General features: G+C 56.4%; 19 protein-coding genes. 14 read left to right on the top strand and 5 right to left on the bottom strand.

Annotated elements, in window-relative coordinates:
• The first annotated feature begins 79 nt into the window (after positions 1 to 79).
• Both PZBJ_RS04855 and PZBJ_RS04850 read left to right on the top strand, forming a co-directional pair.
• Positions 80 to 1,465: a diaminobutyrate--2-oxoglutarate transaminase gene (locus PZBJ_RS04855; RefSeq protein WP_036649212.1), complete on the top strand. Its 1,386-nt coding sequence runs from the start codon at positions 80 to 82 to the stop codon at positions 1,463 to 1,465.
• A gap of 12 nt (positions 1,466 to 1,477) precedes the next feature.
• Positions 1,478 to 2,944 carry a pyridoxal phosphate-dependent decarboxylase family protein gene (locus PZBJ_RS04850; RefSeq protein ID WP_101761451.1) on the top strand — a complete coding sequence of 489 codons (1,467 nt, stop codon included), beginning with the start codon at positions 1,478 to 1,480 and terminating at the stop codon, positions 2,942 to 2,944.
• Between the two features lie 37 nt (positions 2,945 to 2,981).
• Here PZBJ_RS04850 and PZBJ_RS04845 read toward each other — a convergent pair whose 3' ends face one another.
• A complete protein-coding gene (locus PZBJ_RS04845) occupies positions 2,982 to 3,908 on the bottom strand; it encodes a LysR family transcriptional regulator (protein ID WP_101761450.1) in 927 nt (308 codons plus the stop codon).
• 97 nt (positions 3,909 to 4,005) lie between these two features.
• Between PZBJ_RS04845 and PZBJ_RS04840 the strand changes: the two genes are divergently transcribed.
• Positions 4,006 to 4,869, top strand: a complete 864-nt coding sequence (locus tag PZBJ_RS04840) for an aldo/keto reductase family oxidoreductase (RefSeq protein WP_101761449.1) — start codon at positions 4,006 to 4,008, stop codon at positions 4,867 to 4,869.
• A gap of 87 nt (positions 4,870 to 4,956) precedes the next feature.
• Here PZBJ_RS04840 and pdxR read toward each other — a convergent pair whose 3' ends face one another.
• On the bottom strand, positions 4,957 to 6,441 hold the full coding sequence (pdxR, locus tag PZBJ_RS04835; protein ID WP_206098195.1) for a MocR-like pyridoxine biosynthesis transcription factor PdxR: 1,485 nt from the start codon (positions 6,439 to 6,441) through the stop codon (positions 4,957 to 4,959).
• A 109-nt stretch (positions 6,442 to 6,550) separates the two neighbouring features.
• On the opposite strand from pdxR, the gene gabT reads away from it, so the two are divergent.
• Together gabT and gabP are read left to right on the top strand one after the other, a co-directional pair.
• A complete protein-coding gene (gene gabT / locus PZBJ_RS04830) occupies positions 6,551 to 7,813 on the top strand; it encodes a 4-aminobutyrate--2-oxoglutarate transaminase (protein ID WP_101761448.1) in 1,263 nt (420 codons plus the stop codon).
• Between the two features lie 94 nt (positions 7,814 to 7,907).
• Entirely contained in the window at positions 7,908 to 9,302 is a 1,395-nt protein-coding gene (gene gabP, locus PZBJ_RS04825) for a GABA permease (protein ID WP_101761447.1), read from the top strand.
• 32 nt (positions 9,303 to 9,334) lie between these two features.
• On the opposite strand, the gene PZBJ_RS04820 is transcribed toward gabP, so the two are convergent.
• Positions 9,335 to 9,661 carry a hypothetical protein gene (locus PZBJ_RS04820; RefSeq protein WP_101761446.1) on the bottom strand — a complete coding sequence of 109 codons (327 nt, stop codon included), beginning with the start codon at positions 9,659 to 9,661 and terminating at the stop codon, positions 9,335 to 9,337.
• A 176-nt stretch (positions 9,662 to 9,837) separates the two neighbouring features.
• Here PZBJ_RS04820 and PZBJ_RS04815 point away from each other — a divergent pair, with 176 nt between their 5' ends.
• The gene (locus PZBJ_RS04815; RefSeq protein WP_370581441.1) at positions 9,838 to 11,175 is read left to right on the top strand and encodes a glycoside hydrolase family 10-like protein; all 1,338 of its coding nucleotides are present in this window, start codon (positions 9,838 to 9,840) and stop codon (positions 11,173 to 11,175) included.
• A gap of 161 nt (positions 11,176 to 11,336) precedes the next feature.
• On the opposite strand, the gene PZBJ_RS04810 is transcribed toward PZBJ_RS04815, so the two are convergent.
• Positions 11,337 to 12,257, bottom strand: coding sequence for a LysR family transcriptional regulator (locus tag PZBJ_RS04810; RefSeq protein WP_101761445.1), 921 nt, complete (start codon positions 12,255 to 12,257; stop codon positions 11,337 to 11,339).
• A 143-nt stretch (positions 12,258 to 12,400) separates the two neighbouring features.
• On the opposite strand from PZBJ_RS04810, the gene PZBJ_RS04805 reads away from it, so the two are divergent.
• Genes PZBJ_RS04805 through PZBJ_RS04770 form a run of 8 tightly spaced genes read left to right on the top strand, consistent with a single transcriptional unit; the run spans position 12,401 to position 19,933 of the window.
• Positions 12,401 to 13,348 carry a PDR/VanB family oxidoreductase gene (locus PZBJ_RS04805; protein WP_101761444.1) on the top strand — a complete coding sequence of 316 codons (948 nt, stop codon included), beginning with the start codon at positions 12,401 to 12,403 and terminating at the stop codon, positions 13,346 to 13,348.
• Complete coding sequence (locus tag PZBJ_RS04800) at positions 13,345 to 14,526, top strand: amidohydrolase family protein (RefSeq protein ID WP_101761443.1); 1,182 nt, start codon at positions 13,345 to 13,347, stop codon at positions 14,524 to 14,526. Before PZBJ_RS04805 ends, PZBJ_RS04800 begins: the two co-directional genes overlap by 4 nt.
• Before the next feature lie 7 nt (positions 14,527 to 14,533).
• On the top strand, positions 14,534 to 14,989 hold the full coding sequence (locus tag PZBJ_RS04795; RefSeq protein WP_101761775.1) for a RidA family protein: 456 nt from the start codon (positions 14,534 to 14,536) through the stop codon (positions 14,987 to 14,989).
• Between the two features lie 14 nt (positions 14,990 to 15,003).
• Positions 15,004 to 15,882, top strand: a complete 879-nt coding sequence (locus tag PZBJ_RS04790) for a creatininase family protein (protein ID WP_101761442.1) — start codon at positions 15,004 to 15,006, stop codon at positions 15,880 to 15,882.
• 9 nt (positions 15,883 to 15,891) lie between these two features.
• Positions 15,892 to 16,863 carry an ABC transporter substrate-binding protein gene (locus PZBJ_RS04785; RefSeq protein WP_101761441.1) on the top strand — a complete coding sequence of 324 codons (972 nt, stop codon included), beginning with the start codon at positions 15,892 to 15,894 and terminating at the stop codon, positions 16,861 to 16,863.
• Positions 16,860 to 17,693, top strand: a complete 834-nt coding sequence (locus tag PZBJ_RS04780; RefSeq protein ID WP_101761440.1) for an ABC transporter ATP-binding protein — start codon at positions 16,860 to 16,862, stop codon at positions 17,691 to 17,693. Before PZBJ_RS04785 ends, PZBJ_RS04780 begins: the two co-directional genes overlap by 4 nt.
• Positions 17,690 to 18,490, top strand: coding sequence for an ABC transporter permease (locus tag PZBJ_RS04775; protein WP_101761439.1), 801 nt, complete (start codon positions 17,690 to 17,692; stop codon positions 18,488 to 18,490). Before PZBJ_RS04780 ends, PZBJ_RS04775 begins: the two co-directional genes overlap by 4 nt.
• Before the next feature lie 54 nt (positions 18,491 to 18,544).
• Entirely contained in the window at positions 18,545 to 19,933 is a 1,389-nt protein-coding gene (locus PZBJ_RS04770) for an FAD-binding oxidoreductase (RefSeq protein ID WP_101761438.1), read from the top strand.
• Positions 19,934 to 19,988: 55 nt separating this feature from the next.
• Here the strand turns inward: PZBJ_RS04770 and PZBJ_RS04765 are convergent, their stop codons facing one another.
• Positions 19,989 to 21,845, bottom strand: a complete 1,857-nt coding sequence (locus tag PZBJ_RS04765) for a putative phage tail protein (RefSeq protein WP_101761437.1) — start codon at positions 21,843 to 21,845, stop codon at positions 19,989 to 19,991.
• Positions 21,846 to 22,148: the final 303 nt, after the last annotated feature.

The following is a 22,148-nucleotide window of genomic DNA, read 5'->3' as shown; positions in this document are numbered from 1 at the left end:
CCGCGTTTTTTCACAGCTGTTACTTTTTTGTTCAATTAGTCAATTGGCGAGCCTTACGTGCCCCGGTTGAAGGAGAGATATGATGACGGATAAAGTCCGTATTGATAGTTTTGGTGCCAATGCATTCAACGGAAATAACGACGCATTCTTAGCCCGTCAGGCTGAGTTTGAATCTAACGTCAGGAGTTACCCGCGCAAACTGCCTTTAGCTATCGCTAAAGCCCATGGCGTGTGGATCACAGATGTTGAGAATAAACAATATCTTGACTGTCTGGCTGGCGCAGGGACGCTGGCACTGGGTCACAACCATCCTGATGTTCTCCAGAGCATTCAAAATGTCATTACCAGCGGCTTGCCGTTACATACTCTTGATCTGACTACTCCACTGAAAGATCAGTTCTCTGAGTCTCTGCTCTCGCTGCTGCCAGGCCAGGGTAAAGATTATTGCCTGCAGTTCACCGGCCCTTCGGGTGCCGATGCGGTTGAAGCCGCGCTGAAACTGGCCAAGAAAGCCACTGGCCGTAGCGGCGTGATCAGCTTCTCTGGCGGTTACCACGGTATGACGCACGGCGCGCTGTCCGTTACCGGCAACCTGGCACCGAAAGAAGCGGTTGATGGCATGATGCCAGAAGTACAGTTCATGCCTTACCCGCATCAGTATCGTTGCCCGCTGGGTATCGGTGGTGAAGCTGGCGTGAAAGCGCTGACCTACTACTTCGACAACCTGATCAACGACGTGGAAAGTGGCGTGCGCAAGCCTGCAGCAGTGATCCTCGAAGCCGTTCAGGGCGAAGGCGGCGTGAACCCAGCACCGGCTGAGTGGCTGCAGCGCATCCGTAAAGTAACTCAGGAACACGGCATTCTGCTGATCCTCGACGAAGTTCAGGCTGGCTTTGCCCGTACCGGCAAATTCTTTGCCTTCGAACACGCCGGTATCGAGCCAGACATCATCGTGATGTCTAAAGCTGTGGGCGGCGGTCTGCCACTGGCTGTGCTGGGTATCAAAAAGCAGTTCGACGTTTGGTCTCCGGGTCATCACACCGGCACCTTCCGTGGCAACCAGCTGGCGATGGCAACCGGCCTGACCACGCTGAAAATCCTGAAAGAGCAGGATATCGCGGGCAAAGTGGCCGCGCAGGGTGAATGGCTGAAACAGCAGCTGGCCGCGATGCAGAAACGCTTCCCGGTAATCGGTCACATTCGTGGTCTCGGCATGATGATCGGTATTGAGATCGTTAAACCGAACGAAGCGGCCGATCACATGGGCAGCTTCCCGGCTGACGGCGAACTCTCTGCGCTGCTGCAGAAGAAGTGCTTCGAAGCTGGTCTGATTCTGGAGCGCGGTGGCCGTCATGGCGCGGTTCTGCGTCTGCTGCCTTCACTGCTGATCACCAACGATGAGCTGGCGATTTTCCTGGATAAATTTGAGCAGGCGCTAATTGGCGCTGGCGTCAAACCTGTTTGATTGGAAGAGTAAATGTCTGAAGTAAACCCGATTCTGGCCGCCTCTGCACAGAGCATTGAGGCGTACCAGCAGGCGATTGCCCAGAGCAGCGCCGCGGTTGTGCAGTGGCTGCAACAGCCTGAGATGTATCAAGGCAAAAGCGTTGCCGAACTGCGCGAGCGTATCACGCTCGACTTCAATCCAAACGGCCTGGGTAACCAGGCCGCGATTGAACGCGCGATTGAATATTTCCTGAAAGACAGTCTTTCAGTGCATCACCCGCAATGTGTAGCGCATCTGCACTGCCCGAGTCTGGTGGTAAGTCAGGCGGCAGAAGTCCTGATCAACGCCACCAATCAGAGTATGGATTCGTGGGATCAGAGCCCTTCTGCCACCATCATTGAGATCAAACTGATCGAATGGCTGCGTGCGCAAGTGGGTTACCCTGCTGGCGACGCCGGTGTGTTCACCAGCGGCGGCACCCAGAGCAACCTTATGGGTCTGATGCTGGCACGCGACGCCTTCTATCAGCGTCAGGGTCACTCGGTGCAGCAGCACGGGATCACTGGTGATCTGCGTAAGATCAAAGTGCTGTGTTCTGAAAACGCGCACTTCTCCGTACAGAAGAACATGGCGCTGCTTGGCCATGGCTACCAATCTGTGGTGCAGGTGAAGTCTGATGAGTTCGCCCGTATGGATGTGTCAGACCTGAAAGCCAAACTGGCGCAGGCCGACGCTAACGGCGAAAAGATCCTGGCGATCGTGGCGACCGCCGGTACCACCGATGCCGGTGCTATCGATCCGCTGCGTGAAATTGCCGGCATTGCTGCCGAGCGCAACATTTGGGTACACGTTGATGCAGCATGGGGCGGCGCGCTGCTGCTGTCCGAGAAGTATCGCGACTACCTCGATGGCCTGGAGCGGGTGGATTCCGTCACTTTGGACTTCCATAAACAGTATTTCCAGACCATCAGCTGCGGTGCGTTCCTGCTGAAAGATGAGCGTCATTACGAGCTGATGCGTTATCAGGCGGCTTACCTGAATTCTGAGTTTGACGAAGAGGCCGGCGTACCGAATCTGGTATCCAAATCCCTGCAGACCACGCGTCGTTTCGATGCGCTGAAGCTGTGGATGGGTCTGGAAGCGCTGGGTCAGAAACAGTATGCGGCGATCATCGATCACGGTGTGACGCTGGCGCAGGAAGTGGCGAAATTTGTTACCTCTGAACCACGCCTCGAGCTGGTAATGCAGCCTCAGCTGGCGAGCGTACTGTTCCGCTATCGTCCAGAGCAACTGACCGAAACTGCCCAGATTGCGCTGTTCAACCAGCGTATTGGCGATGCGCTGCTGGATTCAGGTCGCGCCAACGTAGGTGTGACCGAGAATCAGGGCGTAACCTGCCTGAAGCTGACCTTGCTGAACCCAACCGTGACGCTGGAAGATATTAAACTCCTGCTGGCGCTGGTTGAGAAAACCGCGAATCAGCTGCTAAACGCATAATTACCTGTGATGCGAATAAGCCGATAACTGGCAACGGTTATCGGCTTTTTTTCGCTTCTGCACCTGAATTCAGTTCGCGCACATAATCCAGAAACGCCTGTAGCGGCGCCGGAATCAACCGGAGATCGTTGTAATAGAGCCAAAGGCCAGAGAAGCTTTGCCACCAATCCGGCAGAATCGGCTGCAGGCTGCCATCACTCAGCGCCGGTCTAATCCAATCCTCAAATAAGTAGACCACGCCGCAGCCAGCGATTGCCGCTTCTACCGTCAAGTCCATCGCCGCGCCGATACTGCAAATCAGCGGACCTTTCGGCTGCAAGCGCACGGTTTCCTCGCCGCAGGTAAATTCCCATTCGGCAATCACGCCAGTCGCATAGCGTCCGTGTAAACAGCGATGCTGCACTAAGTCGCGCGGATGTTGCGGCGTACCGAACTGCGCCAGATACGCGGGTGATGCCGCCAGGGCAAAGCGCTGGGTGCGCGGACCGATTGGCAGCGCCACCATGTCTTGCTCCAGATGATTGTCATAACGAATGCCGGCATCACAACTATCGCGGAACACATCCTGCACATTACTTTCCGCCACCACTTCCAGCTGGATATCGGGATAGCGCTTTAGAAATCCCGGCACAATCGCCGGTAACACAATGCGCGCGGCGCTCACCGGCACATTTAAGCGCAAGGTGCCGCCCGGCGTATCGCGGAACGTGTTCAACGCATCCAGCGCCGCATCCACTTCGTTCATCGCCGGAAGCAGGCGCGACATCAGCACCCTGCCGGCTTCTGTTAACGCCACGGTGCGCGTGGTGCGATTAAACAGCCGCACGCCAAGTTGCTCTTCGGCACGCCGCACCGCATCGCTCAAGCGCGACGGATTACTGCCGGTCATGCGCGCCGCCTCACGAAACCCGCCCGCTTTGGCCACCGCCACCACCGCGTGCAGCAAGGCGATATCCAATGCCATTGTTCGCTACCTCGTACACTGTGTCCCAATTTGTACGGATAGTTGCACAGCGTTTTGGCGATTACAATCTAACCACACACTGACGAAGGAGCTTTCCATGTCTCATCCAGCATTGACTTACACCCTTGGCGACCGCCAGGTTGCACGACTCGGTTACGGTGCCATGCAGTTAGCCGGTCCCGGCGTGTTTGGTCCGCCGAAAGATGAAGCGCGTGCTTTGCAGGTGCTGCGCGATGCGGTCGCAGCAGGCGTGAATCACATTGATACCAGCGACTTCTACGGTCCGCATATCACCAATCAGCTGATCAAAAAAGCGTTACACCCTTACGCCGACGATCTGGTTATCGTCACCAAAGTGGGCGCGCGCCGCAACGATAAAGGCGGCTGGTTACCGGCATTCACGCCAGAAGCGCTAACGCAAGCGGTGGAAGATAACCTGCGCAATCTAGGGCTTGATGTGATGGAAGTGGTGAATCTGCGTTCGATGCTGGACGTGCACGGACCGAAAGAGGGTTCGCTGGAGCCGCAGGTTGAAGCGATGATCAAGCTAAAAGAGCGCGGGCTGGTTCGACACATTGGTCTGAGCAACGTGACGGCTAAACAGGTGGCCGATGCCCAGGCGATGACGCCGATCGCCTGCGTGCAAAACCTCTATAATCTGGCTAATCGACAGGATGAGGCGCTGCTCGACCAGCTGGCAGCGCAAGGCATTCCTTATGTGCCATTTTTCCCCCTCGGCGGATTTTCACCGCTGCAGTCGGATCAGCTGAGCGAGGTAGCGAATGAGCTCAATGCTACGCCGCTGCAGGTGGCGCTGGCGTGGCTGCTGCAGCGTTCGCCTAATATTCTGCTGATTCCGGGCACGTCATCGCCGGAGCACCTGAAGCAGAACCTGGCGAGTAGCGAAGTGAAACTTACGCCAGAAATTGTGCAGCGGCTAAACACCATCGGCCAGCGATAGAGCACCCTTCGTAGCGGCGCAATTTATTGCGCGTGTTTTGCCATATACATTGCGCAACAAATTGCGCCGCTACGGATTATTCACTGTTTAAATGATTTTTGCCTCGACCAGACAACCTTTGAGAATACCAAACGCATCCTGACACTGCCGCTCATCGACGCAGGCAAAACCCAACAGCAGGCCGCGCCGCTCCTGCGGATGCATATAATATTGCGACAACGGCCGCACCTTCACGCCGCGCCGTAGCGCCAGCGCGGCGACCGCCACATCGTCGCAGCCGGTTGGCAGATTCATTACCAGGTGCAATCCCGCCTCATGATTCACTACCGGCAGAAAATCGGCGCCCAGATAACGCTCAATCAGGCTCACCATAAAGCGCCGCCGCTGGCTGTAGAGCTTGCGCATGCGGCGAATGTGCGACATGTAATGCCCTTTTTGGATGAACTCTGCCAGCGCGCGCTGCACCAGCAAATGCCCGCCGCGATAGAGTTCCGCCGCCGCCACACGCAGCGGCTGCGCCAGCGCTTTTGGCACCACCAGATAACCGAGGCGCAGCGCCGGATAGAGCGTCTTGCTAAAAGTGCCCATATAAATCACCGGCGCATCCGGCTCAAAGCCTTGCAATGACGGGAATGGCTGGCCGGAGAAGCGAAACTCGCTGTCGTAATCATCTTCCACCAGCCAGGTTTTGTGTTTGCGCGCCAGATCGAGCAGCTGCTTGCGTCGCTCCAGGCTGAGATGCACGCCCAGCGGATATTGATGTGACGGTGTCACGAAAATCATCTTCGGTGCACGACTGCGCGGTGGCAAATCGGGGATCAATCCCTGCTCATCCACTGCAATGGCGTTGATTTTCAGTCCGTTAATGCGCAGCAGATTGCGCGTCCCCCAATAACCAGGCTCTTCGATCCACACCTGATCGCCGGGATCGCACAACACGCGCGAAACCAAATCCACCGCCTGATGAATCCCTTCAGTGATGATGATTTGATCGGCATCAGCGCGTACCGAACGCGCCACGCTCAGGTACTCCGCCAGCGCAGCACGCAGCTGTGCACAGCCGCCGTTGCTGCTGTAGATCAGCCGTTCAATATCCGGTTCACGGTTTAGACGCGCCTGAATCTGGCTGAAGAGTTTATGCGGGAACTGCGTGACATCCGGCGCGCCAGGCACAAAAGCGCCCCACTGATATGGCGAGGCATTGGCATGGCCGAGCAGCGAAGCGCCGCGTTTGGAAATCGCCGCCGGTTTCGCGCTTAACGTTTCGATCGGCGCCACGTTGCGCGGCGTGTTCAGCGATCCCTCCGGCAAATTTTCTGCAATCCATGTTCCGCTGCCGGTACGCGCCGTGACGTAGCCTTGTGCCATCAAATTCTCATACACGTTCAACACCGTGTTGCGCGACACCGACAGCTCGCGCGCCAAATCGCGCGTGGCGGGCAAGCGCGTGGCGCGCGGAAAAATGCCTTCTGCAATAGCGGCTTGCATACAACTCAGCAAACGCTGCTGCAACGTCCCTTCCGGCATAAACTGCATGCGCTCTAATACATGATCGGCGTACAAACTTCGCAATTGGCTCCCCTCTTTTCACTGAAAGTGGCTCTGGCAAGATAACTCAGCGCAGGCATAAATAAGCGTGTTTGTCGTGATTTGTAAAGACGCTTATCGCTAAGGAAAGGTTATGGAAGGTAAAAACAGCCAGTTGCAGCAACGTAAAGATGATGCCCTGCCACGCGGCACCGGTAATCTTTGTCAGTGGTACGTAGAGCACGCGGAGAACGCCACGCTGCGCGATGGTGAAGGCAACAGCTGGATCGATTTCGCTGGCGGCATCGCGGTGCTGAACACCGGGCATCGCCATCCGCGCATCGTGCAGGCGATTGCCGATCAGTTAGAGAAATTTACCCATACCGCATTCCAGGTGACGCCGTATGAGAGCTATGTGGCGCTGGCGGAACGCCTCAATCGCGTGGTGCCGATTGCCGGTAAAGCCAAAACTGCGTTCTTCTCCACCGGCGCTGAAGCGGTAGAAAACGCGGTAAAAGTGGCGCGTGCAGCGACGCGCCGTCACGGCATCGTCACCTTCGGCAATGCATTCCACGGTCGTACTTTTATGACCATGGCGATGACCGGCAAAGTTGCTCCCTACAAACGCGACTTCGGTCCGATGCCCGCGTCGGTGTGGCACGCGCGCTACCCCAACAGCATCACCGGCATCAGCGTTGATGATGCGCTGGCCAGCTTGCAGGATATTTTCACGCAGGACATCGCGCCACAGGATGTTGCGGCTATCGTGCTGGAGCCAATTCAGGGCGAAGGCGGCTTCCATGTCGCGCCGCCTGAATTCTTCAACCGCCTGCGGTCGCTGGCCGATGAGCACGGCATTCTGCTGATTGCCGATGAAGTACAAACCGGCTTTGCCCGCACCGGCAAATTGTTCGCGATGGATCACTATACGGTGAAACCGGATCTCATCACCATGGCGAAAAGCCTCGCGGGCGGCATGCCGTTATCGGCGGTCAGCGGCCGGGCCGAGATTATGGATGCGCCGGGTCCAGGCGGCCTGGGTGGCACCTACGCTGGCAATCCGCTGGCGATTGCCGCGGCGCATGCGGTGCTGGACGTGATCGCCGACGAGAAGCTGTGCGAACGTTCTCAACAACTCGGTACGCAGTTAACCGATTTCCTGCACAGCGCACGCAGCCAGTGTTCCTCCATCACCGACATTCGCGGCCTTGGCTCGATGATTGCGGTGGAGTTCGCCAGCGCGCAAACCGCGCAAACCATCCAGCAACACGCGATGGCGCGTGGGCTGCTGCTGCTTACTTGTGGCCCGCAGGGCAATGTCATCCGCTTCCTCTATCCGCTCACCATTCCTGATGCGCAGTTCGGCCAGGCGCTGGAGATCCTCAGCAGCGTGCTGAGTCAACACGCCGATTCGTAACAATCTACCCAGCTCGCGCGGCGGGCTGGGCTTCTCACCTGTTGTAACCCGGCTGCGCGTCGCGCGGCCTGAGAGACGCTTTGGAGAAACATTGATGAGTTCACAGAATGCCGATGTATTGGCGCAAGGCCTGAAGCCGCGCCATGTACGGATGTTATCGATTGGCGGCGTGATTGGTGCCGGATTGTTTGTTGGCTCTGGCCATGCGATCGCCGAAGCCGGCCCGGCGGTACTGCTGGCCTACATCGCCGCGGGCGCGTTGGTGGTGCTGATTATGCGCATGCTGGCCGAAATGGCGGTGGCATCACCGGATTCCGGCTCTTTCTCCACCTACGCCGACAAATCGCTGGGCCGCTGGGCCGGTTTCACCATCGGCTGGCTGTACTGGTGGTTCTGGGTGTTAGTGATCCCGCTGGAAGCCAACGCCGCTGGCACCATCCTGCATTCGTGGTTTCCACAAGTTCCGGTATGGGAATATACGCTGGCGATCACCACGTTCCTGACCATCAGCAACCTATTCAGCGTCAAAAACTATGGCGAGTTTGAATTCTGGTTCGCCCTGCTGAAAGTGGTGGCGATTGTCGCATTTCTCTGCGCGGGTAGCTTAGCGGTGTTTGGTTTGATGCCGGGCAGCAGCACGCAGGGGATCTCACATCTGTATGACACGCAAGGCTTTATGCCGAATGGCATCGGCGCGGTGCTGGCGGCCATTCTGACCACTATGTTCTCATTTATGGGCACCGAGATTGTCACCATTGCCGCCGCCGAATCGCGCGAGCCGAAGAAACAAATTACGCAGGCCACCAACTCGGTGATCTGGCGCATCGCGCTGTTCTATCTGCTGTCGATCTTCATCGTGGTGGCGCTGGTGCCGTGGAATACGCCGTCGCTGATGAAAGCAGGTTCTTACCAGACGGCGATGCAGATGATGAACGTGCCTTACGCTAAGCAGATTGTTGATGTGGTGGTGTTGATTGCGGTGTGTAGCTGTCTCAACTCTGCGCTGTATACCGCATCGCGCATGATCTATTCGCTTTCACGTCGTGAAGATGCGCCTGCCGTCGCGTCGCGCACCACCCGCAGCGGCACGCCGTGGGTAGCGGTGTTGCTCTCCACGGCGGCGGCCTTCCTCGCGGTGATCGCTAACTATCTGGCGCCGAGCGCAGTATTTGAGTTCCTGCTCGCCAGTTCCGGCGCCATCGCGTTGCTGGTGTATCTGGTGATCGCCGCGTCTCATCTGGTGCTGCGTAAAAAGCGCGAAGCGCGCGGTGAAATCCTCAGCTATCGCATGTGGCTGTTCCCTGGCCTGACGTGGGCGACGATGGTGTTCATCGTTGGCGTGTTGGTTGCCATGCTTTTCAACCAACAACACCGTCCAGAGATTATCGCCACCGGCCTGTTGACGCTGGGTGTCGTCGCCGCCAGCCGTATTGTGCATCGCAAACGCGTGGCGCGGAAAAACGAGGAGATGGTGGCGTTACGTTCGTAACGCATGACTTCCAGGCAAGGATGCCGCGGAACTTAGTCGTACTGCACGTCGATGCTGATGGCTTCTTCCTGCACGTTGAGGTTTATCGCGCATTTACGCCACACCGGCAGACCGTTGGTCATATTGTTATCCACGAAGTACTGCTGAAAATCTTTCAGCGCCTCCGAGAGATCGCCTATCGCGCGCGCATCGGGTTCAAACCAATCCGGTTCACCGTTTTCATCGATGTAATCGAACTGAAACTGCCCGCCATCATCGTCCGCAAACAGTTCAGCCTGAACGATCAATTCCCGCGCACCTTGCGGGCCACAGCTAAAGATGATCTGGCCGATACGGCGATAAAGGTCTTCGTATTGCATAGGTTTTGGGTTCCTCAAATAAATTTACTGCGTGCAATTCATTGCGACGCTACAAAATCCCGTACTTATCAGTAGCGGCGCGATTCATCGTGCAAACCATGACACCATTATTAACTTTAGTTCGCATGATAAGAGAATGAGGCTCTTCGAACAGAAAGTTGCAAAAAAGGGAGTTTATCATAGCCTGTTCACATCGTTTTCCCTGGGTTAACACCTATAAAAAATCCGCTGCGCTGGTCGCCATTGCTGTCGCCCTCTCACTGGCCAGTTGCTCCTCGCCGCCACCGAAATCGCTGGTCACGCCGTTGCCGACGGTCACCAAACCGCCAATGCCGACTAAACCAGCGCTGAGCAAAGAACCGGTACGCGGCGTGTGGCTCACCACCGTTTCACGCCTCGACTGGCCGCCAATCAATTCCGTGAATGCCAGCCCGGCCAACCGCATCCACCAGCAGCAACAGGCGTTGACCGATAAGCTAGATAAACTGAAAAGCCTCGGCATCAATACGGTATTTTTCCAGGTAAAGCCGGATGGCACCGCGCTGTGGCGCTCCAGCATCTTGCCGTGGTCAGATATGCTCACCGGCAGGATTGGTGAAGATCCCGGCTACGATCCGCTGAAATTTATGCTGGATGAGGCGCACAAACGCGGCATGAAGGTGCACGCGTGGTTCAACCCATATCGCGTCTCGACCAACGTCAAACCTTCCACGGTTAACGCGCTGAATAATACGCTTGCGCTGCAACCGGCCAGCGTATTTGTGCTGCATCGCGACTGGATCCGCACCGCCAGCGACCGCTTCGTGCTCGATCCCGGCATTCCCGCCGCACGCGACTGGATCACCAGCATCGTTGCGGAAGTGGTGTCGCACTATCCGATCGACGGCGTGCAGTTCGATGACTATTTCTATACTGAAACGCCCGGTTCAACCCTCAACGACAGCGCCACGTTCCGCCAGTATGGTCAGGGTTTTGCATCGAAAGCTGACTGGCGGCGCAACAATACGCTGCTGTTAATTGAGCAGGTGTCGCGCACCATCAAGCAACTGAACCCGAACGTAGAATTTGGCGTCAGCCCGGCAGGCGTGTGGCGCAATCTGTCGCATGATGCGGCGGGCTCCGACACGCGCGGCGCGGCCGCCTACGACGAAGCCTACGCCGATACGCGTCGCTGGGTGCAAATGGGACTGCTGGATTACATCGCGCCGCAGCTTTACTGGCCGTTTGCGCGCCAGGCCGCCCGTTACGACGTGTTAGCCCACTGGTGGGCGGACGTGGTGAAGCCAACGCACACTCGGCTCTATATCGGTGTGGCGCTATATAAAATTGGCGAAGCGTCGAAAAGTGAACCTGACTGGACGGTGAACGGCGGCGTGCCGGAGTTGCAAAAGCAACTCGATCTCAACGAGTCGCTACCGCAGATTAACGGCACCATTTTGTTCCGCGAAAATTACCTTAATCAGCCACAAACCCAGGATGCGGTGAATTATTTGCGCAGCCGTTGGGGCGATTAACATTATCGTAAGGTCGCCATTCATGGCGTAATGACGATCAGTTAAGCGCCGTATCATATAACCGCACCTTCTGTAGCGGCGCGATTTATCGCGCAATGAATTGCGCCGCTACAATGTGTGCATTCGATAATGAGGGGTTTTCATGCCTTAACTAACGAGCATTACGCCAGCAACTCCTCACTCTGCATCAGTGCAAAAAACGACTCCAGCTCGCGCAGCATCATCGAAGCGGCAATCGAAAGCTGGCGCTGCGGCGCAACACACAGCGACAAGGTAAATGGCTTCAGCACCGTATCGATCAACGGGATAAACTTCAGTTCACCGCGCCGATACTCATCAACGATATCCAGCCAGCACATCAGGCTTATCCCCACATCATCACGCACCAGTGAACGCAGCATATGAATGTTATTGGTGCGCGCCACTTCGTTGATCTTAATGCCCGAACTGTTGATCAGCGCCTCCAGCGGATCGGCCAGCATTAGCGGCGCGGCGGGCACGATAAATGGCCAGGATTCGCAGTGGCTGAAACGGATCGACTCCAGATTGGCTAGCGGATGTTGACTGCTCACCACAATTCCCAAACGTAAATCGGCAAACGACTTCACCAGCAACTCGCGCGAACTTTGCGGATTAAGCATGATGCCGAAATCCGCATCGCCCGAGGTCAGCGCATTGGCGATGTGGATGTTGCTCATGGTGGTCAGCGTGAAGGAGATGCCGGGATAGTCGCTGCGAATGCGCTGCAAAATCGATGAAAAAAAGCCGCGATTAATCGCATCAATGGTGGCGATATGCACATGGCCGTGACGTAATCCGCGCAAATCATCCAGCTGCGTGCAGACGCGACCAAAATCCCGCTGCCAGTTTTTCGCCGCATTCAGCAGGATCTCACCCGCTGCGGTCATACGTAATCCTGATGGATGGCGCTCAAATAGCGGCATATCCAGCTGTTCCTCCACGCGCAGGATCTGCCGATCAATTGAGGATGCCGAGACGTGCAGCACCTCAGAAGCCTTGCGCAGCGAACCCTGGCGGGCCACCTCAGTGAAATAGAGCAGAAATCGGGAGAAGGCGAACATAAGGGGTGCTCTCTTTTTTGCAACGCATCATTCGAATTAAACAGATGGACGCTTACACATGGGCAAAATAATAATCGCTGCCATGATTAAAACAAGGGTTTGCGCGGCCTTCCAGCCGACGACATCCCTGCTCAGGCAGATAGATGATGAAATCCACTCCTCTCGCCGTCACCGTCATCGCAAAGCAGTTCAACGGTGCAGGCAATGTGTTACTGACGCTGGCGAATCGCAGCGGGCAGCCGCTGCCTGCTTTCACGCCCGGCGCGCACATCGATGTCATTATTCCCAACTGCGGTAAACGCCAGTATTCACTCTGCTCTGCGCCAGCCGATCATTATGAAATCTGCGTACGTCTGGATGAGGGTTCAACCGGCGGATCGCGCTGGCTGCATCAGCAGTTAACCACCGGCGATAAGCTAGAGATATCCGCGCCACGTAACCACTTTCCGCTGCCGCACGCGTCGCGCACGCTGCTGTTTGCCGCCGGCATCGGCCTGACGCCGCTGTTGGTGATGGCCGAAGCACTGGCGGCGCGTCAGGCGGATTTCACCCTGCACCTTTACCTGAAACATGCCGACCAACTGGCTTTCAGCCAACGTCTGTGCAATCTCGGCGCGTGCGTGGTCATCCACTACAGCAGCGAAGGCGACAGCCTGCGCCAGCGCGTTCCCGACGATCTCACCCAGCCAGACAACGCTGCGCTGGTGTTCTGCGGCCCGGCGGGGTTTATGCATCATCTGCAGCAGCTGGCGTTGCAACATGGCTGGGACGAAGCACAGCTGCACAGCGAGCGCTTCCAATCCACATCTTCGCTGATGGCTGGCGCTGCCTTCGAAGTGCAGCTCGCCTCCTCCGGCGCACGCTTTGCCGTGGGCGAGCAACAAACCATCGCTGAAGTACTTGAAGAAGCAGGGATTGAGATTGAACTCTCATGCGAACAAGGCATGTGCGGCGCCTGCATCACCGGCGTGTTGGCGGGCGAGCCGGATCACCGTGATGATGTGCTGAGCCAGCAAGAGCGTGCGGCCAACGATTGCATCGTGCTGTGCTGTTCACGTGCGCGTTCACCCTTATTGGTACTGGATCTATGAGCGGCTATCCGGGTGCGACCGGCGCACGTTTACCCCGCTGGCTGCTGCCAGAAAACTGGCCTGAAGCCAACAATCAACCGCAGCTGGCGACCTTACATTTCCACGCCGCGGGCCTGCAATTCGAACCCGACCATGCAGCAGCACCCGCTGATTATCTGCCGCTTCACGGCGCGCTGGTGCTGCCCGCGTTTATCGAACCGCACGCGCATCTGGATAAAACCTTCACTATTCAACGCAGCCCGGCGCAACAGCCCGGTTTGCTGGCCGCGATTGCTGCCATGCATCAGGACCGCGCGCACTGGAACACAGCAGATCTGCAGCATCGCGCTACGAAGGCGCTGCGCTGGGCGGTAGAAGCTGGCGTCGGTTTGCTGCGCACCCACATCGACTGGTTCTCCGTTGATGCACCATTAGCGTGGCAAGTGATTGGCGATCTGCACCATCCGCTGTGCAGCATTGAGCGCGTGGCCCTCGCGCCACTCACCTTCTTTGCCGACGCCAGCGATGCGCAGCATATTGCCGCGCAGGTAGCAACCAGCGGTCCCGGCGCGCTGTTGGGCGGCTTTATTCACAGCAGCAACTGGGATGCGCAGGCGTTTCAGCATCTGATGGAAGCCGCCGAATTGTGGCAGCTGGATATTGATCTGCATATTGATGAAGAACTTAACGTCGAGGCGCAGGGATTGCGCTGGCTGGCGCACTATTTGCAGCAGCATCCATTTAGCGGCGCGATCACCTGCAGCCACAGCTGCGCGCTGGCGCAGCAGGACGATGCGCAACAGATTCTTGCCTTACTGGCGCAACACAATGTGACGTTGATTGCGCTGCCGCTCACCAACCTGCTGTTACAGGACGCGGTGCCCGGCCGCACGCCGCGTTTGCGCGGTTTAACGCTGGTGAAAGAAGCGCAGGCGCTGGGCATTCCGCTGCTGCTCGGCGCGGACAACGTGCAGGACGCGTTCTGTCCGTTTGGCAGTTACGACCCGCTCGATACGCTGTTTAGCGGTTTGCTGAGCCTGCAACTGGGCGCGGCCTTTGATCAGGCTTCCGCGCTGATCTGCCAACGCCACGCGCTGCAGGCCAATGATTTGGTGATTTTTCCGCATGTCGATGTGGCGAGCTGGCCATTGCGTCAACGTCAGCGCTATCGGCTGAAAAGGGGTGTGCGTTATGGATAAACAACAGATGGCGCTTGATGCAGGAGCGGGAAAACCGCTGGCGAAATATGCCGCGTGGCGACGCGCGGGCGACTTTATTTTCCTCTCCGGCATTATTCCGGTGAATCCGCAAACCGCCACCATTGTGCGCGGCTACGACGACATTCCCGCAGCGGCGCAACAGCTGCTTGGCCGCACCGGCGAGTTCTCCACCGATATTAAAGAGGGGCCGATTCTGGCGCAGAGCTGGTACGTGCTGGAGAGCATCCGCACCACCATCGAAAGCGCCGGTGGCCAGATGAGCGATGTCTTCAAACTGGTGCAGTACTTCCGCAATCTCGACCATTTTCCCCACTACAGCCGGGTACGTAAGCAATTTTTTCCCGATGCGCCGCCGGTTTCTACCGTGGTGCAGGTGAGCGAGATGCTGCCGAGTCCGGACGTCTTAATTGAAGTTGAAGCCACGGCGTGGTTGCCGCAATAACACGAGGAGTTCAAATGTTTCATGGTTATATTCCGGCAAACCGCTTTTTGCCGTACCTGAGCTGGACCGACATCGCCACGCTGGAAAATAAAGCCAACACCGTGATCGTGTTGCCGACCGGCGCGATTGAGCAGCACGGCCCGCATTTGCCGTGCGCGGTGGATAGCGTGATCGCCTCCGGCGTGGTCGGCCATGCGCTGGCGCGCTTACCGGCGGAAATCCCGGCTTACGCCATTCCGCCGATCACCTATGGCAAATCGGATGAGCATCTGCATTTTCCCGGCACGCTAACGCTGACCGGCGAAACCTTGCTGCACACCATTCTGGAGATTGGCGAATCACTCTATCGCGCCGGTTTCCGCAAGTTCCTGATGGTTAACGGCCACGGCGGCCAGCCGCAGCCGTTGCAGATGGCGGCGCGCGAACTGCGTCTGCGCCACGGCGACATGATCATCATCATGCAAGACACCTTCAAAGTGCCGAACTGCGCGGAAAGCTTTATGGACGACAAAGAGCGGCAGATGGCGATGCACGCGGGACATGCCGAAACCGCGCTGATGCTGGCGCTGGCGCCCGATACCGTGCAGATGGAGAAAGCGGTGGCTAATTATCCGCCGGCATTCCCCTGCCCGACGCTTTCGACCAACAAACCGATGGCGGCGTGGGCCTCCTACGATTTCGGCCCGAGCGGCGTGATTGGCGATCCTTTGCCCTCCACGCTCGAGCAAGGTGCAGCCATCCTCGATTCGCTGGCAGAAAGCTGGGCGCAGGTGATTACCGAAGTGCACCAGATGACATGGGTAACCCGCGCCGAACCGGCGTGGGGCACCGGCCAGTGGCAAGGCAAAGTATTAGATCACCACGACGCAGCCGCCTTTTTAACACCTCGCTAGGGAATAACGATGAAAAAAACATTGAGCACTATTGCCGCGCTTGCGCTGGCACTCTCGGCCCCGAGCATGGCGGCGGAGAAATTCACCTTTATGACCAACTGGTATGCGCAGGCCGAACACGGCGGCTTCTATCAGGCGCAGGCGCAGAATCTGTATCGCGATGCCGGCCTCGACGTCACCATCAAGATGGGCGGTCCGCAGGTGCATACCATGCAGCTGATGGCGGCCGGTCAGGCCGACTGCATCATCAGCGATAACATGCAGGCGCTGGAAATCTGGCAGCAAGGCGTGCAGGCGATGCCGGTTGCCACCACCTTCCAGCACTCGGCGATTGCCTTTCTCACCCATCCGGATGTGAAAAACCAGGCCGATTTGCAGGGCAAAACCTTCCTGCTGGCGGCGGAAGCCTACACCTCATATTGGCCGTGGGCGCAGAGCGCGCTGAAGCTGAAAAATGCCCGCGTGCGACCTTACACCTTCAGCATTCAGCCGTTCCTCGCCGATAAAAATCTGGTGCAGCAAGGCTATATCACCTCCGAACCGTTTGCGGTGCAAAAAGCCAATGCGCAGGCCAATGTTTACCCAATCAGCGATTGGGGTTATCCGCCGTACGGCAACAGCATCGTGTGCATGAAATCGACCATTGAGAAACGGCCGGCTGCGGTGGCGGCGTTTGTGAAAGCGTCGATGCAGGGCTGGAAAAACTATCTGCAAGATCCTGCCGCTGGCAACGTGCTGATCAAGAAAGAGAACCCGCAGATGAGCGATGAACAGATCGCTTTCGGCATCGCGCAGATGAAGAAATACCAGATGCTGACCGGCGGCGATGCGCAAACCGGTGGCATCGGCATCATGACCGAAGCGCGCCTCAAGCAAACCTGGCAGCTGCTGGTCGATACCAAGCTGATCGATGCGGCCAAAGTGCCGTTTGACGGCAGCTACACGCTGAAATTTATCCAAGACGTCAAGGTTCTGCCATGAATAGCGCCAGCCATCTAACGCTGCTGCATCCCGATGCGCAAGCGGTGCCGCGTTCTGCGGCGCCACCGGCGATTGAGGTGCTTTCAGCGGAAAAAATTTATCCCAACGGTACGCGCGCACTGCTGCCGGTCGATCTCACCATTCGTCAGGGCGAATTTGTCTCGCTGCTCGGCCCGTCCGGCTGCGGCAAAAGCACCTTGCTGAAAATGATCGCCGGGCTGATTGAGCCCACCGATGGCAAGTTAATGCTGTTTCGTCGCGATCGGCGCGAAAATCAGCGCGATCTGCCGCTGTCGTTTGTGTTTCAGGAAGCGACGCTGATGCCGTGGAGCAACGTGCACAAAAACGTGTGTCTGCCGCTCGATTTGGCGGGCGTGCCGCGTGCCGAAGCGGACACCCGCGTGCGCGAAATCCTCGAGCTGGTCGGTCTCGGCCAGTTTGGTCACGTATTGCCGCGCGAGCTTTCCGGCGGCATGCAGATGCGCGTGTCGATAGCGCGCGGTCTGGTCACGCGCCCGAAGGTGCTGCTGATGGATGAGCCGTTTGGCGCGCTGGACGAGATCACCCGCAACAAGCTGGACAGCGATCTGCTGGATTTGTGGCAAGAGCAGAAGCTGACGGTGGTGTTTGTCACCCACTCAATTCAGGAAGCGGTGTTTCTGTCGCAGCGGGTGATTATGATGGCGGCGCGCCCCGGACGCGTGGTAGATGACATCCGCATTGAAACCACGTTGCCGCGCGACGATGAGTTTCGCGTCAGCCAGGATTTCACGCATTATGCGCAACAGTTGCAACGCGGCCTGCTGGCGGCGAGCAAGGAGAGTCAATGATGAAACCCTTAGCGTCCCATCGACAATTTCAGCAGTGGCTGTTCCCCGCCATCGTCGCGGTCGCCATGCTGCTGCTGTGGCAGTTTCTGGTCACCACCTTCAAGGTGCCGGTGTTTCTGGTGCCGTCGCCGCTAGTGGTGGCGCAAAGTCTGGTGCAGAACTTCCCGACGCTGTTTATGTCATTGCTCTACACCCTGAAAATCACCGTTATCTCCTTTGCGGTGGCGATTGTGATTGGTTCGATTGTGGCGTTTCTACTGGTGCAAAATCGTTTTATTGAGACCGCCCTTTTTCCCTACATCGTGTTCTTGCAGGTGACGCCGATTGTCGCTATCGCGCCGCTGATCATCATCTGGGTGAAAGACACCACGCTATCGCTGGTGGTGTGCGCCACCTTAATGGCGGTGTTTCCAATAATTTCCAATACCACGCAAGGTCTGCGTAGCGTGTCGCCAGGATTGCTGAGCTATTTCCGCCTTAATCATGCGTCACGCATGCAGATTCTGCTGCGCCTGCGTATTCCTTCGGCGCTGCCGTACTTCTTCGGCGCGCTGCGCATCTCCAGCGGCTTGTCGCTGATTGGCGCGGTGGTGGCAGAGTTTGTCGCTGGCACCGGCGGCACCGATACCGGGCTGGCGTACCAGATTTTGCAGGCCGGTTATCAGCTCAATATCCCGCTGATGTTTGCCGCGCTGCTGCTGATTTCACTGGCAGGCTTCCTGCTGTTCGCGCTGATGTCGTGGCTAACGCGCCGCGTGCTGGCGGCATGGCATGAGAGTGAATTGAGCCCCAGTTAAGAAACACGCATGCGCCGTAGCGGCGCACTAACCCTTTTCACACAGGAAATAAACATGTCTGATTCCGATCGCCAGTCTGCACTGGCGGCGCTGGTCGCGGCGTTGCCTGAACTCGACTGGATCAAAGAAGCGCCGAAGGTCAAACGTCTGTCGCGCGATTTCCACTGGTTCAGCCCGGTCTTGAAACCGCAGCTGGAAGCGAAGTTTGCCGAACTGGCGGTACGTCCGCGTGATGAACAGGAGCTGGCGCTCATCGTCGCGGCTTGCACTAAACAGCGCGTGCCGCTCAATTTGCGCGGCGGCGGCACCGGTAATTACGGTCAGTTGATTCCGCTGCACGGTGGCGTGATGGTTGATATGACGCGCCTCAACGCCGTCACGGCTGTCGGTAACGGCACGGTGCGTGCGCAGGCGGGTATTCGCCTTGGCGACCTCGAAGCGCATACCCGCCCACTCGGCTGGGAGCTGCGCTGCATGCCCTCCACCTGGAAACTGGCGACGCTCGGCGGCCTGTTTGGCGGCGGATTTGGCGGCGTAGGTTCGATTAATTACGGTCCGCTGGCCGCGCCAGGCAATGTGTTGTCGGTGCGCCTGATGACCATGGAAGAGACGCCGCGCATTATCACCCTGCAAGCGCCGGATGCGCTGCTGCTGCATCACGCGTACGGCAGCAATGGCATCGTGCTGGAGATTGAACTGGCGCTGGCACCGCGTCACGACTGGATCGAACGTCTCGACACTTTCAACGACTTCCCTACGGCGATGGCCTTTGCCGATGCGCTGGCCCGTTCGCCGGGCATGGTGAAGCGCCAAATCGCCGTGTTCGCCGCGCCGATGCTTGATTACTTCAGCGATCTGGCCGATGCCGATGTGGCGGGCAAACATGGGGTGATTTCCGTGGTGGGCAGCGAAAGCGACGGGCTGTTACCTGCGCTGCTGAGCCAGCATGCGGGCCGCAATGCGCTGCATTTTGCCGCAGGGGAAAATAGCGGGCATTCGCTGATTGAATATTGCTGGAATCACACCACGCTGCAGGCGCTGAAAATCGATAAGACGCTAACTTACCTGCAAACTGCTTACACGACGGATAACTATTTGCAGCAGGCGTTAACGCTGGAAGCGCAATTATCCGATGAGGTGATGTCGCACATTGAATTCTTACGCGATATGAACGGCAGCATTACCTGTAGCGGTTTACCGTTGGTGCGTTATCAGGACGAAGATCGCCTCAACGCGATTATGGCTACTTACCGCACGAATGGCGTGAAAATTAATAATCCACATGTGATTCATATTGAAGATGGCAAACAGGGCATGGTGCGTGCTGATGTGGTGGCGATGAAACGCGCCTGTGATCCCCACAATTTATTAAATCCCGGCAAATTGCGCGGCTGGGAAGTACGCGATAAGTTGCCGGATGTGCATATCCCTGGCGTGAATTAACCACGTAGATTTTATTATTGTCGAGCCAGCAACCTCGATTGCTGGCTCGATAAAATTAATAGGGATCGGTAGCACTGTGCAATTCAATACTGCGCTCCGTTCCATTGACTCGAACTTTTAAGAAACGACGCGTTCTCCATGATCCATCGGGATTTTGCACGCTCTTTTCGAACACCGGACCATGCAATAACAACTCTTTATTGTCGTTGTACCCAAAGCCAACTTGTTTATTACCAATCCAGTGCTGTTCAAAGGCAACAACTTTCTCCGCATTCAGTCTGGTGCTCTCTTCGGCGCTACAGGCCGTGAAGCTTTTACGGAAAATAAAGCAATTTCCAGCCTGGTATCGGTCTTTGCCATTGGTATCGACTAGCGCAATGGAATAGGCGGTAAAGCCCGCAATTTTCACATAGAGTTTGGTTCGGGCACCATTACCCGAAATATGCACTTTGGTCACCGGACTGGAACCCTCGCCGTACCAGCTGCCAATAGAATCTGCACCATTTCTTGCCTGCAGATAGATATTTGCCACGCCTTCCGGCGTACGGCTACTAAAGTCAGTTTGGGTTTCACTTTGTGAGAGGAATTGTGCGGTGCCAATAATTCGCACATGTATTTGCGAGTTGGCATTAGAGAAGGCGAATTCCCCGACATAAAACCACTGTTCAGCCTCCTTCCCCTGATTATCCATGTGATACTGCGAGGAGATATAGTCATAGCTCAATGAACCTTGCGCAACGATTCCCCAATCCGACATCTCCAGTACGCCACGATCGCCTTCACCGATAAGCGTCCACGCCTCAATACCTTCGGTACTGTAATCGAATCCGGCACTTTGGTTATGAATACTTTTTTGAATAATAGTGGCGCGGCAATAACCCAGTTTTAATGGGTTATCGGTGGATTCAATGGCTAATCCCTCAATCACCCACTGGCCATTGGAGAGATCACCGGCGAATTCGGAGTGTTCAATCCAGCCGTTGCGAATAAAGGATTGCGTACAGCGCGGAAGATCCAATACTGGCTTCTTCGTGCTGCCTTGTAAGTTAAAATTCGACAGCTCAATTGCCGTAGAGTGATCCCACGCGCCTTGTTGGCGATCGGACCAACGAGCATAAACAATGCTGTCCTGACAACCACGGGAATAGAACTGGTCGATTTTACAATCCAGCGTATCGATAAGATCAAGCGCACGTCCGCCCAAATAGCGGAATTCCATACTGCTGACGCGCAAGAACTGGCCGCCGATAATGGTGTTGGCATAGAAACCGACATTATTGAACGCCGTGCCGCCATCACCACCGCTGTCCGAACTCATGCCTTTCACAACCAGCCCAGAAATTTCGGCATAGCGTGCCTGCACTTTAAAGAAATGCTGACCGCGAGGTATGGTATCCCAGTCAAAAAACAACGTCGTTGTTGGGAAATAACCGAAATTGACTGCCGCACCGGTCACCTTAAAACGGTTAATTTCTTTATCTGAGATATCAAACGTCGACATACTAAATTCGCCCGCAGTAAAACGTATCCCTGCTGATGGCAACACGCGCTGCGACCAGTTAAACATACGTTTTACCGCCTCGATGCAGTCGGTTTTCCCGTCAGGCACCGCGCCAAAATCCAGCACGGTGACCGAGTTATAATCCAGTATCACCCTTTTCCAGCGTTTCTTTCCCGCTGTCACAATCACCAACCCACCATCGTCTGGCGATGTGGTATCTGTTGCGTCATAAACAAATACGCCGCCGCCAGCTTTTGTTCCGCGCTTATACTCCAGCACCGTAGCGAGTTCACCGCCGGTGGTGGGTTCGGTGGCTTTAAGCTGTTCGATATCTATGACCTGAATAACCGGTGCCGCCGCCGTGACAGTATTTTGTGGTGTGGTATTCGTATTGCTGGACGCATTCGCCATGGTGTACCCCTTAATTATTAAGAGAAAGTAACTGCACCATCGAGTATAAGTAACTGAAAATTAATGTGTTGATGCGTACCACTCTAACTGGGGCATTTGACTTATGTGATTTTTGCATGGCCAGACAACAATATGATTAATGGAAAAAAGCGTAGCGGCAGCGAGGCGATTTACAGATTAATCGCAGACAACTTCTTTATTTACATGGCACGAAACAGGAGAGGTTACGCGGAATTACAAGGTTGATTGCTAAGCAGAGAAAGCATTTGTGATCGTTATAAATTAACAGGCCAGCAACTAACA

This window comes from Pantoea endophytica (genome assembly GCF_002858935.1).
GTDB lineage: Bacteria > Pseudomonadota > Gammaproteobacteria > Enterobacterales > Enterobacteriaceae > Pantoea > Pantoea leporis.
Note: the sequence above shows the minus strand (reverse complement) of the source record. Positions and strands in the feature narration are given on the sequence as shown.

Excerpts from the sequence above, each read along its gene's own strand:
- PZBJ_RS04805 (WP_101761444.1), top strand. The coding sequence starts at position 12,401 with ATGATGAAATCCACTCCTCTCGCCGTCACCGTCATCGCAAAGCAGTTC.
- PZBJ_RS04795 (WP_101761775.1), top strand. The coding sequence starts at position 14,534 with ATGGCGCTTGATGCAGGAGCGGGAAAACCGCTGGCGAAATATGCCGCG.
- PZBJ_RS04840 (WP_101761449.1), top strand. The coding sequence starts at position 4,006 with ATGTCTCATCCAGCATTGACTTACACCCTTGGCGACCGCCAGGTTGCA.
- PZBJ_RS04775 (WP_101761439.1), top strand. The coding sequence starts at position 17,690 with ATGATGAAACCCTTAGCGTCCCATCGACAATTTCAGCAGTGGCTGTTC.
- PZBJ_RS04810 (WP_101761445.1), bottom strand. The coding sequence starts at position 12,257 with ATGTTCGCCTTCTCCCGATTTCTGCTCTATTTCACTGAGGTGGCCCGC.
- PZBJ_RS04820 (WP_101761446.1), bottom strand. The coding sequence starts at position 9,661 with ATGCAATACGAAGACCTTTATCGCCGTATCGGCCAGATCATCTTTAGC.
- PZBJ_RS04855 (WP_036649212.1), top strand. The coding sequence starts at position 80 with ATGATGACGGATAAAGTCCGTATTGATAGTTTTGGTGCCAATGCATTC.
- PZBJ_RS04790 (WP_101761442.1), top strand. The coding sequence starts at position 15,004 with ATGTTTCATGGTTATATTCCGGCAAACCGCTTTTTGCCGTACCTGAGC.
- PZBJ_RS04785 (WP_101761441.1), top strand. The coding sequence starts at position 15,892 with ATGAAAAAAACATTGAGCACTATTGCCGCGCTTGCGCTGGCACTCTCG.
- gabP (WP_101761447.1), top strand. The coding sequence starts at position 7,908 with ATGAGTTCACAGAATGCCGATGTATTGGCGCAAGGCCTGAAGCCGCGC.
- gabT (WP_101761448.1), top strand. The coding sequence starts at position 6,551 with ATGGAAGGTAAAAACAGCCAGTTGCAGCAACGTAAAGATGATGCCCTG.
- PZBJ_RS04800 (WP_101761443.1), top strand. The coding sequence starts at position 13,345 with ATGAGCGGCTATCCGGGTGCGACCGGCGCACGTTTACCCCGCTGGCTG.
- PZBJ_RS04780 (WP_101761440.1), top strand. The coding sequence starts at position 16,860 with ATGAATAGCGCCAGCCATCTAACGCTGCTGCATCCCGATGCGCAAGCG.
- PZBJ_RS04765 (WP_101761437.1), bottom strand. The coding sequence starts at position 21,845 with ATGGCGAATGCGTCCAGCAATACGAATACCACACCACAAAATACTGTC.
- PZBJ_RS04850 (WP_101761451.1), top strand. The coding sequence starts at position 1,478 with ATGTCTGAAGTAAACCCGATTCTGGCCGCCTCTGCACAGAGCATTGAG.
- PZBJ_RS04845 (WP_101761450.1), bottom strand. The coding sequence starts at position 3,908 with ATGGCATTGGATATCGCCTTGCTGCACGCGGTGGTGGCGGTGGCCAAA.
- PZBJ_RS04770 (WP_101761438.1), top strand. The coding sequence starts at position 18,545 with ATGTCTGATTCCGATCGCCAGTCTGCACTGGCGGCGCTGGTCGCGGCG.